Source organism: Mesorhizobium salmacidum (SeqCode) (assembly GCF_037179605.1).
In the GTDB taxonomy this organism is placed as follows: Bacteria; Pseudomonadota; Alphaproteobacteria; order Rhizobiales; family Rhizobiaceae; genus Mesorhizobium; species Mesorhizobium salmacidum.
Genome location: NZ_JAPYKS010000006.1, coordinates 52,417 through 68,967 on the forward strand (window position 1 = coordinate 52,417; position 16,551 = coordinate 68,967).

Consider the following 16,551-nt stretch of genomic DNA (forward strand, 5'->3'; position numbering starts at 1 on the left):
CATGATGGCCGGCGCCCCCACGAAAAAGAAAAAGTTCCGCTCGCAGGAGTGGTTCGACAATCCCGACAATCCGGGAATGACGGCGCTCTATCTCGAGCGTTACCTGAATTACGGGCTGACACGCGCCGAGCTGACGTCGGGCAAACCGCTGATCGGCATCGCCCAGACCGGCTCTGATCTCTCGCCTTGCAACCGGCACCACATCGAGCTCGCCAAGCGCGTGCGCGAAGGCATCGTCTCGATGGGCGGCATTCCTTTCGAATTCCCCTGTCACCCGATCCAGGAGACCGGCAAGCGGCCGACCGCGGCCCTTGACCGCAACCTCGCCTATCTCGGCCTTGTCGAAGTGCTCTACGGCTATCCGCTCGACGGCGTCGTGCTGACCATCGGCTGCGACAAGACCACGCCTGCCTTGCTGATGGCGGCGGCGACCGTCAACATCCCGGCCATCGCGCTGTCGGTCGGCCCGATGCTCAATGGCTGGCATAAGGGCAAGCGCACGGGCTCGGGAACCATCGTCTGGGAATCGCGCCAGCGCCTGTCGGCCGGCGAGATCGACTATGACGAGTTCATGGACATTGTCGCCTCCTCGGCGCCGTCCACGGGCTACTGCAACACGATGGGCACCGCCACGACGATGAATTCGCTGGCGGAGGCGCTCGGCATGCAGCTGCCCGGTTCGGCCGCCATCCCGGCGCCGTACCGCGAGCGCGGCCAGATCGCCTATGAGACGGGAAAGCGCATCGTCGACATGGTGCACGAGGACCTGAAACCGTCCGACATCATGACCCGCGCGGCCTTCGAAAACGCCATCGTCGTCAATTCGGCGATCGGCGGCTCCACCAACGCGCCGATCCACCTCAACGCCATCGCCCGCCATCTCGGCGTACCGCTCGACAATGACGATTGGCAGAAGGTCGGCCTCAACGTGCCGCTCATCGTCAACCTGCAGCCGTCGGGCGAATATCTCGGCGAAGACTATCACCGCGCCGGTGGCGTGCCGGCGGTCGTGGCCGAACTGATGAAGGCCGGAATGCTGCCGCATCCCGATGCCCTGACCGTCAACGGCAAGTCGATCGGCGCCAACTGTGAGGGCGTCGCCAACGAGAACACCGATGTCATCCGCACCGTGGCCGAGCCGCTGAAGGCCAATGCCGGCTTCATCAACTTCAAGGGCAATCTGTTCGATTCGGCGATCATGAAGATGAGCGGCATCTCGCCGGAATTCCGCGAGCGCTATCTGTCCAATCCGAACGATCCGGAGGCCTTCGAGGGCAACGCCATGGTCTTCGATGGCCCGGAGGATTACCACGCCCGCATCGACGACCCGGCGCAAGGCATCGACGAGCACACCATCCTGTTCATGCGCGGCGCCGGTCCCGTCGGCTATCCCGGCGGCGCCGAGGTCGTCAACATGCAGCCGCCGGCCTACCTTATCAAGAAGGGTATCCACGCGCTCGCCTGCATCGGCGACGGTCGCCAGTCCGGCACGTCGGGCTCGCCGTCGATCCTGAACGCCTCGCCGGAAGCCGCCGTCGGCGGCGGTTTGGCGTTGCTCAAGACCGGCGACCGCGTCCGCATCGACCTGCGGAAAGGCACCGCGAACATCCTCGTCAGCGACGACGAGATCACGCGGCGGCGCGCTGAACTGCAGAAAGATGGCGGCTATCATTATCCCCAGCACCAGACGCCATGGCAGGAAATCCAGCGCGGTATGGTCGACCAGTTCTCGGCCGGCATGGTGCTGAAGCCGGCGGTAAAATACCAGGATGTCGCGCACACCATGGGCGTGCCTCGCGACAATCACTGATTATTCCCGGAATAGTCATCGATTATTCCTGGGAATAGTCATCGATTATTCCTGGCTGGTCACGGATGATGGATTGACGACGACCGGCGGCCTGATCGATCAGGCCGCCATTCCCACGGCCATAGGCCGGGAACGAACCGTCCTTGACAAGCCTGCCCAACAATTCCACCATCATGCCAAGGGGTGCATCGCGACGACCCCGTGAGGCGTCAGCCCAATGTTCGCGTCCAGGCTTCTCTGTTCAGGAGGTGGACGCGATGCCGTCAACAACCGCTATCACCGTACTGCAACTATCCCGTCTGATTGGTCTGCCCGGCGCACCTGTGATCGTCGATGTCCGCATCGATGACGATTACGACGCCGATCCGCGCCTGCTGCCGGCCTCGCACCGGCGCAACTTCAAAACCGTCTCGGCCTGGGCAAACGACCTTGCCGGCAGCCAAGTGGCCGTCGTCTGCCAGAAAGGGCAAAAGCTCTCTCAAGGCGTGGCCGCCTGGCTGCGACACCAAGGCGTTGCCGCCGAATCCCTCGAAGGCGGTTTCGAGGCCTGGCGCGATGTCGGCGGCCTTCTGGTTCGCGCCGACAAGATACCGTCCCGCGATGAAAAGGGCCGCACCGTCTGGGTGACGCGGGCTCGCCCCAAGATTGATCGCATCGCCTGCCCCTGGCTGATCCGGCGTTTCATCGATCCGCACGCGGTCTTTCTCTTTGTCGACGCGGCCGAAGTGCCTGCCGTCGCCGACCGCTTCCAAGCCGTGCCCTTCGACATCGACAATGTGTTCTGGAGCCATCGCGGCGAGCGCTGCACCTTCGACACGGTGATCGAGGAGTTCGGGTTGGAATCCCAGGCGCTCGATCGCCTTGCCACGATCGTGCGCGCGGCCGACACCGCACGGCTTGACCTGGCTCCCCAGGCCGCCGGATTTCTCGCCGCCTCGCTCGGCCTGGCCCGCATGTTCCGCGACGATCTGGAGCAGCTGGAGGCGGGAATGCTGCTCTATGACGCGTTCTTCCGGTGGTGCCGCGACGCCACCGACGAGACGCACAACTGGCCGAGCGGGGTGAAACCGTCATGAGCAGCCTCATTTCGGGGAAAGATCCCGACATCGTCGTGGCGCCGGCGGTTCCGAGCTTCCGCGAGGCTACAAAACTCTGGGCGAAGATCGGATTGCTGAGCTTCGGCGGGCCGGCGGGGCAGATTGCGCTCATGCACAAGGAGCTGGTCGAGGAGAGGCGGTGGATTGGCGAACAGCGTTTCCTGCATGCCTTGAATTACTGCATGCTGCTGCCCGGTCCCGAGGCCCAGCAGCTCGCCATCTATATCGGCTGGCTGCTGCACAGGACGATCGGCGGCCTTGTCGCCGGTGTCCTGTTCGTGGTGCCCGGCGCACTCGTCATGCTCACCTTGAGCATCTTCTATGCGCTCTATGGCGATGTGCCGCTCGTCGCGGCGCTGTTCTTCGGTGTCAAGGCGGCAGTGCTCGCCGTTGTCGTGGAGGCGGTGATCCGCATCGGCCGCCGTGCCTTGAAGAACCGGGTGATGGTGGCGATCGCGGTTTGCGCTTTTCTCGGCATCTATGTGCTCAGCATCCCGTTCCCACTCATCGTCCTGATCGCGGGATTGGTGGGATCGGTCGGAAACCGCGTCGCGCCAGCCTTGTTTTCCGGCGCGGCGCACGGCAAGAACGACGCTCCCGATATCAGGGGCGCGGTCGACCTGATGTTCGAACGCGGCGAACTGGCCCACACCAGGCCGACACGATGGCATGCGCCGCGCACCGTCGCGATCTGGCTGCCGATCTGGCTCGGGCCGGTTCTGTTGCTCTGGGCGCTCACCGGTACAAGCAGCGTGTGGACGCAGATCGGCGGGTTCTTCAGCGTCATGGCGGTCGTCACCTTCGGCGGCGCCTACGCGGTCCTTGCCTATGTTGCGCAGGCGGCCGTGCAGTCTTTCGGCTGGCTCACCCCCGGTGAAATGGTCGATGGCCTCGGGCTTGCCGAGACCACGCCGGGTCCGCTCATTCTCGTTTTGCAGTTTGTCGGCTTCATCGCCGCGTTTCGCCACGCCGGCGCGCTGAACCCGTTGCTTGGCGGATCGCTTGGAGCGCTGCTGACCTTGTGGGTCACGTTCACGCCCTGCTTCTTCTGGATATTCCTCGGCGCGCCCTATATCGAGGCTCTGCGCGGCAACAAGGCGTTGTCGGCCGCGCTGGGCGCGATCACCGCCGCTGTTGTCGGTGTCGTCATGAATCTTGCTCTGTGGTTCGCCTTGCACGTCGTATTCCGCGAGGTGCGCATGACGGACCTTGGCATGAATGTGCCGGTGCTTTCGTCGATCGACTGGCGGGCCGCGCTGCTTTCCCTGGCCGCCATGGTCGCCATCCTGAGGCTGAAAAGCGGTGTGCTGCCGACGCTTGCGGGGTGCGCTCTTGCCGGCGTGTTGCTGTTGGCGGCGGGCGGCTAGATTTCCGGTTCCTTTGTATTTCGCTTCCGAACCACCTAACTGGTGGAAAACGGATTGAACCATCAATGGCGGGACGACGCTCTTCCCTCGGCTTTCTCGGTCTGTTCGGCCGCTCGGGTGATTTGCGGCAACTCGACGCCGCCTTGCGGGGCGCCGACCTGCATCCCGCCCTTGTGCCGGAAGGGGTGAAACTCACCATCGTCAATCTGATGAAGGATCACTGGCCCGAGGAGCCACCGCCCCAAGCCTATCCACAGGTGGCGAACCTGTTCGGCTATTGCATCGCCGGACCGGAAACCTTCGAACGTGCGCAAGGTCCGCTGCAGCGGCTTGACGCGGAGCGCCGGATCGAGGCGGCTCTTGAAACCGGCGACAGCTTCGATGCGCGGATCGTGCTGATGGCGCTGCACGCCAAGCTGATCAACGCCGAGGTCGTCGAGCGCTATGGGCTCGCAGCCGAATAGCTGCGCTCAGCCGCCCATGCCGCCGCGCGGCAGCTTGATCATGTCGCCGAAGCGGGCGCGTAATTTGTCATCGAGCAGCTTCGGCACATGGCGCGGAAAGCGCTCGGCAAGGACACGCTTCTTCTCGATGACCGCGCGCTGCAGGATGTCGGGCCGACCCTTCTCGTTCCACTCCTTCGGCGAAAAGCGATCGCCGACGGCAGGATAGAAATATTCCGTCTGCATCAGGCGCAGCGTCTGCTCGTTGCCGAGATAGTGCCCCGGGCCTTTCAGGCAGACATCGGCGATGGTGTCGATCGACAGCGCTTCGTCGGTCACCTCGATGCCGCGCACGCAGCGCAGGCAATGGCCGAGCATGTCGTTGTCGATGATTAGGCTTTCCAGGCAGAAGCCGAGCAGCGAGGCGTGCATGCCGGCCGATTCGTAGACCAGGTTGAGCCCGGCAAGGCCCGCCATCACGTCGGTGATGCCCTTTTCATAGCCGGACTGGATGTCGGGCAGTTTCGAATCCGTCATGCCGGCGGCGGAACCGCCCGGCAAATCGTAGAATTGCGCCATCTGGGCGCAGGCCGCGGTCAGCACGGCCTGCTCGGCGGAGCCGCCCGACATGGCGCCTGTCCTGAGATCCGACACGAACGGCCAGGTGCCGAAGATCGCCGGATGCCCTGGTTTGATGGCGTTGACATAGACCAGGCCAGCCAGCACTTCGGCCACCGCCTGTACCACGGCGCCGGCAATCGCCGCCGGTGCCGTGGCTCCGGCCTGTCCCGCCGACAAAAGCAGGATCGGAATGCCGCCCTCGACGCAGGCCTCAAGCACGCCGCAGGCGTCCTCGGCGAATTTCATCGGCGGCACGACGAAGCAGTTCGAGTTCGACACGAACGGCCGGGCGCGGAAATTCTCTTCGCCGCCGGCAATGGCATAGAGCATTTCGAGCGCCGGCTGCACGTTCTCGCGCACCGTAAACGAGGTGCCGACATGCTTGGACGTGCCCATCACGCAGGCGTAGAGCGTGTTGAAATCCATTTCGAGCGGATCGGGAATGTCGCGCGGCACCATCGGCCGCTGGAAGAAATGGATGTTGTCGAGCCCTTCGACGATGCGGGCGGCGTCATAGATGTCCTGCAGCAGCGACTCGCGGTATTCGCGCTTCTCGACATCCACCAGATGAACCGCGGCGCCGGCCGTTCCGTAGTGCACGCGCTTGCCCTGGATCACCATGTCGTGTTTGGGATCCTGGCCGTGCAAGGTGAAATTCCGTGCTGCCTTCTTGATCGTCTCGAGCACCAGCGAGCGCGGGAACCGGATGCGGCCATCGTCGCCATAGGTGGCGCCGGCCTGGGTCAGCGCCTCGATGCAGGAGGGGATGGCGTTGGCGAAGCCGACTGTTTCCAGAAGCGTCAGCACCGCTTCGTGGATGCGCTCGCGATCATTGCCCTTGAGTGGTCCGTAACTGCCACCCTCGAGCCCGGCGCGCACCGGTTTGATGTCGTCGGCGAGCGGCGCTGCCCGCATCGCGCGGCGCGCTTCGCGTCCGCCGGAGCGGCGCGAGCGTTGATCCGCTGCCGCTTCCTGCTTTTCAAGAACCACAGACATCGAAGCACTCCACCTTTCACGAGAAACAGCGCGGCGGTTGGTCCACCATCGGCTGCTTCTTCCCCTTTGTGCCACGACTATGCCGCCGGCATTGGCACAGCCTATGAGCCAGCCAGTCCGGTTGCATATGCCAGAGCTAAAGGAGCCGAAGCCGCGATTGCGCGGCTCCGGTCACTGGAATCAAGCGGCTGCGGGCCTGCGGCCAGCGGCGGTGGCCAGTTCCCGGATGCCGGGCTCGATGTGCTGCAGCGCGATCGAGGAAATGCCCAACCGCATGAAACGCGAAGGCTTTTCGGTGCGATCGAAGAACCGGTCGCCCGGCTCGATGATGACGCTGCGCGAGGCCGCAGCCTCGGCCAAACCGCGCGAATCGGTGCCGCGTGGCCCCTCCAGCCAAAGCGACGTGCCGCCCGCCGAATCCGTCGAGCGCCACTCCGGCAGGAAGGCGGAAATCGCATGGACCAGACGCTTGCGCCGCTCGTCGAAGGCGCTCGACAGCCGCCGCACCAGTGCTTCGTGATGGCCGAGCGACAGGAACAGCGCCACGGCGCGCTGGTTGTTGGCCGGCGGATGGCGCAGCATGAAGCGGCGCAGCGCCCTGAGTTCGGCGATTAGTCCAGCCGAGGCCACGATGTAGCCAAGCCGCAGACCGGGGGCCAGCGTCTTCGACATCGAGCCGACATAAACGACGCGGCCGGAGCGGTCGAGGCTCTTCAGCGCCTGCTGCGGCGCCTCGTCGAGAAGCTGGCTGTCATAGCCGTCCTCGATGATGATCTGGTTGTGCCGGTTGGCGCGCGCCAGAAGATCCTGCCGCCGCTCCGCCGACAACGGCACCATGGTCGGGCAATGATGGCTCGGCGTGACAAACACGAACCCGGAATCATTGGGAATAGAAGAGGTTACGATGCCGGACTGGTCCACCGGCACCGGTTCGATGTCGGCGCCCGCGAGGCGGAAGATCGAGCGCGCGTCGGGGTAGCCCGGATCCTCCATCGCCACTTTCGAGCCCTTGGTCATCAAGAGCGAAGCGAGCATATAGAGCGCGTTCTGGGCGCCCAGCGTGACGATGATCTCGTCGGGATTGGCGAAAATGCCGCGCCTGGGCAGCAGCCGGGCCTGGATTTGCTCGATCAGCAGCGGATCGTCGCGGTCGACCATGTCGGACGCCCAGTTGCGGATCTCCAGCACGGCCAGCGCCATGCGGTTGCACTCGCGCCACTCGGCGGTCGGGAACAGCGCCGGGTCGAACTGGCCGTAGACGAAGGGGTAGGACGACTTGATCCAGTTCTCGTGCTTGGCCGGCGGCGGCATATCGCTTGCCGCGATCTGCCGGCGTGCCTTCCAGTCGATCTCATTGGCTTGGTCGGGCGCCTTCTGGTGCGGCTTGGCCGGTGTCGCCAGCACGTCCGGATTGACGAAATGACCGCGCCGCTCGCGCGCCACCAGGAAACCCTGGTCGACGAGCTGCTGGAAGGCCAGCACCACCGTTCCGCGCGCCACGCCGAGTTTTTCGGCCAGGATGCGGCAGGAAGGAAGCGGCATCGAAGCGGCGATCTGGCGGTCGAGAATGGCGGCCACGATGGCTTGGCGGATCTGCGCCTGCAGGGTCTGGCCGGATTCAGCCGAAATCCGGAACAGGCCGGACCATATCGCCGTGTCGTTTCTCTGTGGCATGGAAGATGTTCCTCGATGGCCAGCCTTTTTTGCTTGGCTGGACCAGCCGAACGTAACCGTGGCACAAGGGGTTGCGCCAATCAATTTTTCTGATCTTTGGGATTTATGCCAGTGATCCTTCAGGCCCGAAACACAGGACGCTGGCGCCTCGCTGCTCGATACCTGCTGATACATTGTGTCATCGCATCGTGATGCGCTGCGTCATCGCCGCGTATTGACCGCATGGAATTCGGCTCAATAGTTTCGGCGCGACGACACGCGCCGGAAACATCCGGTCTGATATGGTGCGTCTAAAACGCCAGGAGTCCCCGCCAGTGGATCAGTCAGCCTTCCAGCAACAGCTTGCCGCCTTGCGCGATCATCGCGCCGCCGCACCTGGCGACATGCGCCAGGTCTTCGCCGCCGATCCGCAGCGCTTCAAGACATTCTCCGCCACCGATGGCGACCTCCTGCTCGACTGGTCGAAATGCGCCGTCGACGCGGCGACCATGGATCTCCTGGAAAAGCTCGCCGCCGCCGCCGATCTCGAAGGCCGCCGCGCCGCCATGTTCGCCGGCAAGAAGATCAACGTCACCGAAGACCGCGCCGTTCTGCACACGGCACTGCGAAACCTCAGCGGCAAGGGTGTCACGGTCGACGGCCAGGACGTCAAGGCGGATGTCATTTCCGTGCTCGACGCCATGGGCGCCTTCGCCGATGCCGTCCGCTCCGGCAAGGCGACAGGCGCCACCGGCAAGAAGATCACCGACATCGTCAATATCGGCATCGGCGGCTCGGATCTTGGTCCGGCCATGGCGACGCTGGCGCTCGCCCCCTATCATGACGGCCCGCACGCGCATTATGTCTCCAACATAGATGGCGCTCATATCCACGACACGCTGAAGGGATTGTCCGCCGAAACCACGCTGTTCATTATCGCCTCCAAGACCTTCACCACGGTCGAGACGATGACCAATGCGCAGACCGCGCGGCAATGGATCGAGAAGGCTTTGGGCAAGGAGGCCGTGGGCAAGCATTTCGCCGCCGTCTCGACCGCGCTCGACCTGGTGGCCAGGTTCGGCATCGAGCAGGATCGCGTCTTCGGCTTCTGGGACTGGGTCGGCGGCCGCTATTCGCTATGGGGCGCGATCGGCCTTCCGGTCATGATCGCCATCGGCCCGCGCAATTTCCGCGCCTTCCTCGACGGCGCGCACGAGATGGACGAGCATTTCCGTTCCGCGCCGCTCCGGAAGAACCTGCCGGCGCTCCTGGGGCTTGTCGGCTGGTGGCACCGCGTGATCTGCGGCTATCCGGCCCGCGCGGTCATCCCCTATGACCAGCGCCTGTCCAGGCTGCCGGCCTATCTGCAGCAGCTCGACATGGAATCGAACGGCAAGAGCGTCACCCTCGACGGCACGCCGGTGACGACGCCGACCGGGCCGCTGGTGTGGGGGGAGCCAGGCACCAACGGTCAGCACGCCTTTTTCCAGCTGCTGCACCAGGGCACCGATTTGATCCCTGTCGAGTTCCTCGCCGCCGCCGTCGGCCATGAGCCTGATCTCAAGCACCAGCATGACCTGCTGCTCGCCAACTGCCTGGCGCAGTCGGAAGCCTTGATGAAGGGCCGCACGCTGCAAGAGGCGCGCGCGCAGATGCTGGCCAAGGGCATGAAGCCGGCCGACGTCGACCGTATCGCGCCGCACCGCGTCTTCTCCGGCAACCGGCCCTCGGTGACCATCCTCTACCGCAAGCTCGACCCCCGCACCTTCGGCCGGCTGATCGCGCTCTACGAGCACCGCGTCTTCGTCGAGGGCACGCTGTTCAACATCAACTCTTTCGACCAGTGGGGTGTCGAACTCGGCAAGGAACTGGCCACCGGCCTCCTGCCTGTCGTGGAAGGCAAGGAAAGTGCCGCCAAGCGCGATGCATCGACCGCTGGCCTTGTGGGATACATCCACCAATTGCGTGGTTCGGAGTGAAAAATTTGGCAGACATCAAGGGCATATTGTTCGACAAGGACGGGACACTTGTCGATTTCAACGCGACCTGGCTCGGCGTTGCCGATTTCATGGCCATGGACGCAGCCGAGGGCGACCGCTGGAAGGCCGACAGGCTGCTGGCGGCCGCCGGTTTCGATTTCGCCAACCGGCGCTTCAAACCCGACTCCATCTTTGCCTCCGGCACCAATCTCGACGTCGTCGAACTGTGGTTTCCGCGCCTGTCCAACGAGGACCAGATGCTGGCCGTCGCCCGCTTCAACGAGATCACTTCGGTGCAGGGCTCGGCGATGGCAGTGGCGCTGCCCGATATCGTCGACACGCTGGCTCTGCTGCACAAGCGATCCTACCGGCTTGGCGTGGCCACCAACGATTCGACCAGCGGCGCGGAGAAGACCTTGGTCACGCTGGGCGTCGCGCAACTGTTCGATGCCGCCTATGGTTATGACGCGGTGGCGAACCCCAAGCCAGCCCCTGACACCATCCAGGCCTTTTGCGATCTTACCGGGCTGAAGCCGGTGGAGATCGCCATGGTCGGTGATAACCGTCACGATCTCGAAATGGCGCGTGCCGGCGGCTGCGGCCTCGCCGTCGGCGTGCTTTCCGGCACCGGCACCCGCGAATCGCTGGCCGAGATCGCCGACGTCATCCTGGATTCGGTTGCCGACCTGCCGGATCTCCTGTCGGCGCGGGTCAAGGAGACGGCCTGATCGCCAGGACGAGGGACTGTTCGGTCCCGAGGCGAAAGACACCACTCGGCTTCAGCGTGGCGTCTTTCGCCTCGCCGAAATCCGGCACCTTGTATTCGGCAAGCAGCCGCAGCCGTGATCGCGGCAGATAGGCCCGGCCCGGATCGCCGACGAGGATCTCGATGCCGGCGGCGAGGCAGCGGTCGAGGAAAGGCATCACCCCCAAGGCGACTTCCTGCCCGTAGAACACGTCGCCGGCGAGCACCAAGTCCGCGGCGGGCGGCGGCCCCGTGGTGATGTCGTTCCCGACTATCGTTATCGCGACGCGATTGGCCGCTGCGTTCAGCGCGATCGCGGCAATGCCGTTGCGGTCGATCTCGGCGGCAATCACCTCGCGCGCGCCGGCTTTCGCGGCGGCGATCCCGACAATGCCGGAGCCGGCTCCGAGGTCGAGCACGCGGCGGCCCGTCACGATCTTCGGATGGTCTAGGATATAGCGCGCCAGCACGGCGCCGCCGGCCCACGCATAGGCCCAGTAGGGCGGCTGCGGTTCCCGCATGTCATCGCGATCCTCTTCAGGGTCGACGAGGCGCCTCAGCCCGCTGCCCGGGTGAGCGGTGTACAGCTGGATTTCGGGAAGCGCCGGTACCGGGACGAGGCGCATATTCGCCTTGATGAACGCTGCCGGGTCGAGGCGGAGGTGCCGGCCCGGCAAACCGTTGTCCGGCGCCTCGCCGTCGGCAGGACTATCACCCACTACTCGCGCAAAGCCCGCCGCAGGATCTTGCCGACCGGCGTCTTCGGCAATTCGGTCCTGAACTCGATGTGTCTGGGACGCTTGTAGCCGGTCAGGTTCTCGCGGCAAAAGGCGGTGATGGCTTCGGCGGTCAGGGCCGGATCCTTCTTGACGATGAACAGCTTCGGCACTTCGCCAGAATGCTCGTCCGGCACGCCGATCGCCGCCACTTCGAGCACGCCGGGATGCGCCGCCACGACCTCCTCGAGTTCGGTCGGATAGACGTTGAAGCCGGAAACGAGGATCATGTCCTTCTTGCGATCGACGATCTTGGTGTAGCCGCGTTCGTCCATGAAGCCCATGTCGCCCGATTTGAAGAAGCCGTCCTCGGTCATCACCTTGGCGGTCTCGTCCGGCCGGTTCCAGTAACCCGCCATCACCTGCGGTCCCCTGATGCAGATCTCGCCGACCTCGCCGAGCGGCACGTTGTTGCCGTCGTCGTCGCGGATGGCGATTTCGGTCGAGGGCAGCGGCAGGCCGATGGTGCCGGTGAAGTCGCCGGAGCTGAATTTGTTGGCCGTCGCCACCGGCGAGGTCTCCGAAAGGCCGTAGCCTTCGCTGATCGGGCACCCGGTCAGCGCCTTCCAGCGCTCGGCGACGCCTTTCTGCACCGCCATGCCGCCGCCCAGCGTCAGCAGCAGCGGCCTGAAGTCGAGCTTGCGGAAGTCCTCATTGTTCAAGAGCGCATTGAACAGCGTGTTGAGGCCCGGAAAGATATGGATCGGATATTTGCCCATTTCCTTGACGAAGCTGGGAATGTCGCGCGGATTGGGGACCAGTATGTTCTGGCCGCCCATTTGCATGCCCATCAGCGCATTCACCGTCAGCGCGAAGATATGGTAGAGCGGCAATGCGCAGACGAGGTTGAGATGCGCCGGCTTTGGCTTGACGGTGTAGGCGTCCTGCAGCCACAGCGCATTCTGCGCGACGTTGGCCAGCACATTGCTGTGCGAGAGGGTCGCGCCTTTCGAGATTCCGGTGGTGCCGCCGGTATATTGCAGGAAGGCGACGTCACTGGCGGCCACCGTGGCCGGCTTGAAGGCCATGCCGCGGCCAGCCTTCAGGGCCGCATTGAACTTGACATGACCGGGCAATGACCAGGCCGGCACCATTTTCTTGACGCGGCGCACGACCAGATTGACGATCGAGCCCTTCAGGCCGCCGAGCAGGTCGCCCATGGCGGCGACCATGACATGCTTGACCGAGGTCCTGGCGACGACCGCCTGCAAGGTGCTGGCGAAGTTTTCGAGGATGACGATGGCCTGCGCCCCGGAATCCTTGAGCTGATGCTCCAGTTCGCGCGGCGTGTAGAGCGGATTGACGTTCACCACCGTGAAGCCGGCGCGGGCGACCGCCATCATCGCCACGGGATACTGCAGCACGTTCGGCATCATCAGGGCGACGCGCGCCCCCTTCTGCAATCCGGTGGACTGCAGATAGGCACCGAAGGCCGCCGATAGCTGTTCGAGTTCAGCGTAGGTGATTGACTTGCCCATGCAGGTGAAAGCCGGCTGACCGGCGAACTGCTTGCAGGCGCCAACGAGGAAGTCGCCGATGGAACTGTAGGGAAGGGCGCCGATCTCGGCCGGCATGTTCTTGGGATAGCTGTTGAGCCATGGCTTTTGCGGCAGGCCGGCGGCGAGTTCGGTGAGCGCCTTCGGCAGCCGCTGGCTGGCCGGGGTCGCCGGTTTCGATACAGGTGCAGCCTTCGCTGGTGGCGAACTCTTCGTCGTTCCGGCCTTGCCCGGTCCGGCCTTGGTCGCGGATGCCTTTGCCGGCGCGGCTTTCGTCGCCGGCTTCTTGCCGGTACTGGCAGTGGCCGCTGCCTTCGCCGTGGGGGTGCTCTTGGCGGGTTTGGCCGCCGCTTTCGCGGCCGCGGCTTTGCCTTGCCCACCGGCCGCTGGGTTCGAGACCGCCTTGGCCGACGCCTTCACTGGCGCCTTCGATGCTTTTGCCACCCGTTCCTCCTCGACAACCCTGGTCGTCTGTTTCTCGTTGGCCCGCGCCGCACCGCCTCCGGATTGATGGAGACGTCCTCCGCTGCCGCCAGCATGTCCACCTATGTATTGCCTCTATCGGCGGCGGTGCAAGTCTTGCCCTTGCGGCAAGACCCCGAAAGATTTGCGTCGGAAATCGTTCCCGCCCGCTGTACTTGGAACCGGCATTTTTCCGCATCGATACCCGGATGAAGACGGCGCGCGGCACCCTTGGTGCCGGACGTCGGATCAATAAAAAAATGCGGTCGTTAATAATATCGTGAATAGAAAAAACTGCTAATTTTTTCTGCCATTTAGCAAAATCGCGGATTTTTTTCCTGCTTCCCGCGGGGTAAGCAAACGGGGTGTTCCAAAGCCGGAAAAACGGTGCTTATATGCGCGCTTCGCGAGCCTGATAGAGGGGCTTGGAAGAACATCAGGGAGTGCTCAATGAAGAAGAAATTGACTTTTGCAGCCGCGTTGCTGGCTGCAAGCGTCCTGGGCGGCGTGGCCAACGCGAAAACTCTGGTCTATTGCGCGGAGGCGTCGCCAGAAGGTTTCGATCCGGCGCCGTACACTGCGGGACAGACGTTCGATGCGTCCTCGCGTACCGTCTTCAACCGCCTCGTCGAATTCGATCACGGCAAGACCTCGGTCTCGCCCGGCCTGGCTGACAGCTGGGCGATTTCCGACGACGGCAAGGAATATACTTTCAAGCTGCGCAAGGGCGTCAAGTTCGCGCCCACCGACTACTTCACCCCGACGCGCGACCTGAACGCCGACGACGTGGTGTTCTCGTTCCAGCGCCAGGTCGACAAGAACGGCCCCTGGTTCCAGTACATACCGGGCATTGCCTATCAGTATTACAATGATCAGTTCGGCGACAACATCACCAAGGTCGAGAAGGTCGACGACCTGACGGTGAAGTTCACCCTCAAGGAGCCGGCGATCACCTTCATTCCGACGCTGGGCATGGATTTCGCCTCGATCGTCTCGAAGGAATATGCCGACAAGCTGCAGGCCGACAAGACGCCTGAATTGTTCAACCAGAAGCCGGTCGGCACCGGCCCGTTCATCTTCGTCGACTACCAGACCGACGCCGCCATCCGCTACAAGGCCAACCCGGACTATTGGGGCGGCAAGCAGAAGATCGACGATCTGGTCTTCGCCATCACCACCGATCCGGCGGTGCGCGCGCAAAAGCTGAAGGCGGGCGAATGCAACATCATGTCCTACCCGGCGCCGGCCGATATCGCCGGCCTGCAGGCTGATGCGAACCTGACGGTCGCGGAGCAGGAAGGCCTTAACGTCGGCGCGCTGATGTACAACACCCAGCAGAAGCCGTTCGACGACGTGCGCGTCCGCAAGGCGCTCAACATGGCCATCAACAAGAAGGCCATTATCGACGCCGTGTTCCAGGGCGCCGGCCAGGTGGCGATCAACCCGATCCCGCCGACCATGTGGTCCTACAACAAGGACGTGAAGGACGATCCGTACGATCCGGAGGCGGCCAAGAAGATGCTTGAAGAGGCCGGCGTCAAGGACCTCAAGATGAACGTCTGGGCCATGCCCGTGTCGCGTCCGTACATGCCGAACGCGCGCCGCACCGCCGAGCTGATCCAGGCCGACTTCGCCAAGGTCGGCGTCACCGTCAACATCGTCAGCTATGATTGGGGTGAATACCTCAAGCGCGCTTCGGCGGTCGATCACGACGGCGCCGTCATCGTCGGCTGGACCGGCGACAATGGCGATCCGGACAACTTCCTCGGCGTGCTCCTGAGCTGCGCTTCCGTCGGTTCGAACAACCGCGCGGAATGGTGCAACAAGGACTTCGATGCGCTCATCAACAAGGCCAAGACCGTTTCCGATCAGGCTGAGCGCACCAAGCTCTACGAACAGGCACAGGTCATCTTCAAGGAGCAGGCACCGTGGGCGACGCTCGCCCACTCCAAGGTGTTCATGCCGATGCAGAAGACCGTCTCCGGCTTTGCGATGGATCCGCTCGGCATCCATCGCTTTGACGGCGTCGATATCGCCGAATAAGGTTCGCGAAACGGGGCGGCGCCACAGGGCGCCGCCCCACCTCGCCCGCCATGCTGCGTTATATCCTCGGCAAGCTCGCCCTCATCATCCCGACCTTCATCGGGATAACCATCCTCGCTTTCGGCTTCGTGCGCATCCTGCCCGGTGATCCGGTGCTGGTGCTTGCGGGCGAACGTGGCCTGTCGCCCGAACGCCACACGGCGCTGATGCATCAGTTCGGTTTCGACCTGCCGATCTGGCAACAATATCTGACCTATCTGACCAACATCCTCAGTGGCGATTTCGGCACCTCGTTTTCCACCAAGACGCCGGTGCTCAAGGATTTCCTGGTGCGGTTCCCGGCGACGGTCGAACTCGCCATCTTCGCCATGATCTTCGCCATCATCTTCGGTGTCGCCTTCGGCATTTTCGCCGCAATCCGCCGCGGCTCCTGGTTCGACCAGCTGACCATGGGCACCGCGCTCGCCGGCTATTCCATGCCGATCTTCTGGTGGGGCCTGCTGCTGATCATCGTCTTCTCCGGTACGCTGCACTGGACACCGGTCTCGGGCCGCATCGACCTTCTCTACTTCTTCAAGCCGGTGACCGGCTTCATGACCATCGATTCCCTCATCTCGGGCCAGAAGGGCGCCTTCCGCTCGGCGGTGTCGCACCTCATTCTGCCCACCATCGTGCTCGGCACCATTCCGCTGGCGGTCATCGCCAGGCAGACGCGCTCGGCCATGCTCGAAGTGCTGGGCGAGGATTATGTACGCACCGCACGCGCCAAGGGCCTGGCGCCGCGCCGTGTCATCGGTCTGCATGCCTTCCGCAATGCGCTGATCCCGGTCGTCACCACCATCGGCCTGCAGGTCGGCACGCTGCTCACCGGCGCCATCCTGACCGAGAGCATCTTTTCGTGGCCAGGCATCGGCAAGTGGATGATCGACGCCATTTCCAAGCGCGACTATTTCACCGTGCAGGGCGGGTTGCTTTTGATCGCGCTGATCGTCATGTCGGTGAACCTTATCGTCGACGTGCTCTATGCCGTCATCAACCCGCGTATCCGGGCGAATTGACATGA

The 16,551-nt window shown here is 63.8% G+C and carries 13 protein-coding genes; 8 read left to right on the forward strand and 5 right to left on the reverse strand.

What is annotated here, in order from left to right; translation table 11 throughout:
- The first annotated feature begins 4 nt into the window (after positions 1-4).
- Positions 5-1,810, forward strand: a complete 1,806-nt coding sequence (locus O7A60_RS10015; RefSeq protein WP_337106106.1) for an IlvD/Edd family dehydratase — start codon at positions 5-7, stop codon at positions 1,808-1,810.
- A 22-nt stretch (positions 1,811-1,832) separates the two neighbouring features.
- Here the strand turns inward: O7A60_RS10015 and O7A60_RS10020 are convergent, their stop codons facing one another.
- On the reverse strand, positions 1,833-1,985 hold the full coding sequence (locus O7A60_RS10020; protein WP_337106107.1) for a hypothetical protein: 153 nt from the start codon (positions 1,983-1,985) through the stop codon (positions 1,833-1,835).
- A gap of 82 nt (positions 1,986-2,067) precedes the next feature.
- Between O7A60_RS10020 and O7A60_RS10025 the strand changes: the two genes are divergently transcribed.
- The 3 genes from O7A60_RS10025 to O7A60_RS10035 all read left to right on the forward strand — a co-directional run bounded on the left by O7A60_RS10025 (position 2,068) and on the right by O7A60_RS10035 (position 4,738).
- Positions 2,068-2,886 carry a sulfurtransferase/chromate resistance protein gene (locus tag O7A60_RS10025; protein ID WP_337106278.1) on the forward strand — a complete coding sequence of 273 codons (819 nt, stop codon included), beginning with the start codon at positions 2,068-2,070 and terminating at the stop codon, positions 2,884-2,886.
- Positions 2,883-4,274, forward strand: a complete 1,392-nt coding sequence (gene chrA, locus O7A60_RS10030) for a chromate efflux transporter (protein WP_337106108.1) — start codon at positions 2,883-2,885, stop codon at positions 4,272-4,274. Before O7A60_RS10025 ends, chrA begins: the two co-directional genes overlap by 4 nt.
- Before the next feature lie 65 nt (positions 4,275-4,339).
- Positions 4,340-4,738: a hypothetical protein gene (locus tag O7A60_RS10035; protein WP_027142144.1), complete on the forward strand. Its 399-nt coding sequence runs from the start codon at positions 4,340-4,342 to the stop codon at positions 4,736-4,738.
- Positions 4,739-4,744: 6 nt separating this feature from the next.
- Here the strand turns inward: O7A60_RS10035 and O7A60_RS10040 are convergent, their stop codons facing one another.
- Both O7A60_RS10040 and pdxR read right to left on the reverse strand, forming a co-directional pair.
- Positions 4,745-6,334 carry a trimethylamine methyltransferase family protein gene (locus tag O7A60_RS10040; RefSeq protein WP_337106109.1) on the reverse strand — a complete coding sequence of 530 codons (1,590 nt, stop codon included), beginning with the start codon at positions 6,332-6,334 and terminating at the stop codon, positions 4,745-4,747.
- A gap of 180 nt (positions 6,335-6,514) precedes the next feature.
- The gene (gene pdxR, locus O7A60_RS10045) at positions 6,515-8,008 is read right to left on the reverse strand and encodes a MocR-like pyridoxine biosynthesis transcription factor PdxR (RefSeq protein WP_015314107.1); all 1,494 of its coding nucleotides are present in this window, start codon (positions 8,006-8,008) and stop codon (positions 6,515-6,517) included.
- Between the two features lie 314 nt (positions 8,009-8,322).
- On the opposite strand from pdxR, the gene pgi reads away from it, so the two are divergent.
- Positions 8,323-9,966 carry a glucose-6-phosphate isomerase gene (gene pgi / locus O7A60_RS10050; RefSeq protein ID WP_415926814.1) on the forward strand — a complete coding sequence of 548 codons (1,644 nt, stop codon included), beginning with the start codon at positions 8,323-8,325 and terminating at the stop codon, positions 9,964-9,966.
- 5 nt (positions 9,967-9,971) lie between these two features.
- Positions 9,972-10,694 (forward strand): HAD family hydrolase, encoded by a 723-nt coding sequence (locus tag O7A60_RS10055; RefSeq protein ID WP_337106112.1) that lies wholly within the window; start codon positions 9,972-9,974, stop codon positions 10,692-10,694.
- On the opposite strand, the gene O7A60_RS10060 is transcribed toward O7A60_RS10055, so the two are convergent.
- Positions 10,678-11,337, reverse strand: coding sequence for a class I SAM-dependent methyltransferase (locus O7A60_RS10060; RefSeq protein ID WP_337106113.1), 660 nt, complete (start codon positions 11,335-11,337; stop codon positions 10,678-10,680). The genes O7A60_RS10055 and O7A60_RS10060 overlap by 17 nt on opposite strands.
- 92 nt (positions 11,338-11,429) lie before the next feature.
- On the reverse strand, positions 11,430-13,427 hold the full coding sequence (locus O7A60_RS10065; protein ID WP_337106114.1) for a long-chain fatty acid--CoA ligase: 1,998 nt from the start codon (positions 13,425-13,427) through the stop codon (positions 11,430-11,432).
- A gap of 468 nt (positions 13,428-13,895) precedes the next feature.
- Between O7A60_RS10065 and O7A60_RS10070 the strand changes: the two genes are divergently transcribed.
- Together O7A60_RS10070 and O7A60_RS10075 are read left to right on the forward strand one after the other, a co-directional pair.
- Positions 13,896-15,488, forward strand: coding sequence for an ABC transporter substrate-binding protein (locus tag O7A60_RS10070; RefSeq protein WP_027142138.1), 1,593 nt, complete (start codon positions 13,896-13,898; stop codon positions 15,486-15,488).
- Positions 15,489-15,538: 50 nt separating this feature from the next.
- Positions 15,539-16,546, forward strand: a complete 1,008-nt coding sequence (locus O7A60_RS10075; protein ID WP_027142137.1) for an ABC transporter permease subunit — start codon at positions 15,539-15,541, stop codon at positions 16,544-16,546.
- The last annotated feature ends 5 nt before the right edge of the window (positions 16,547-16,551 follow it).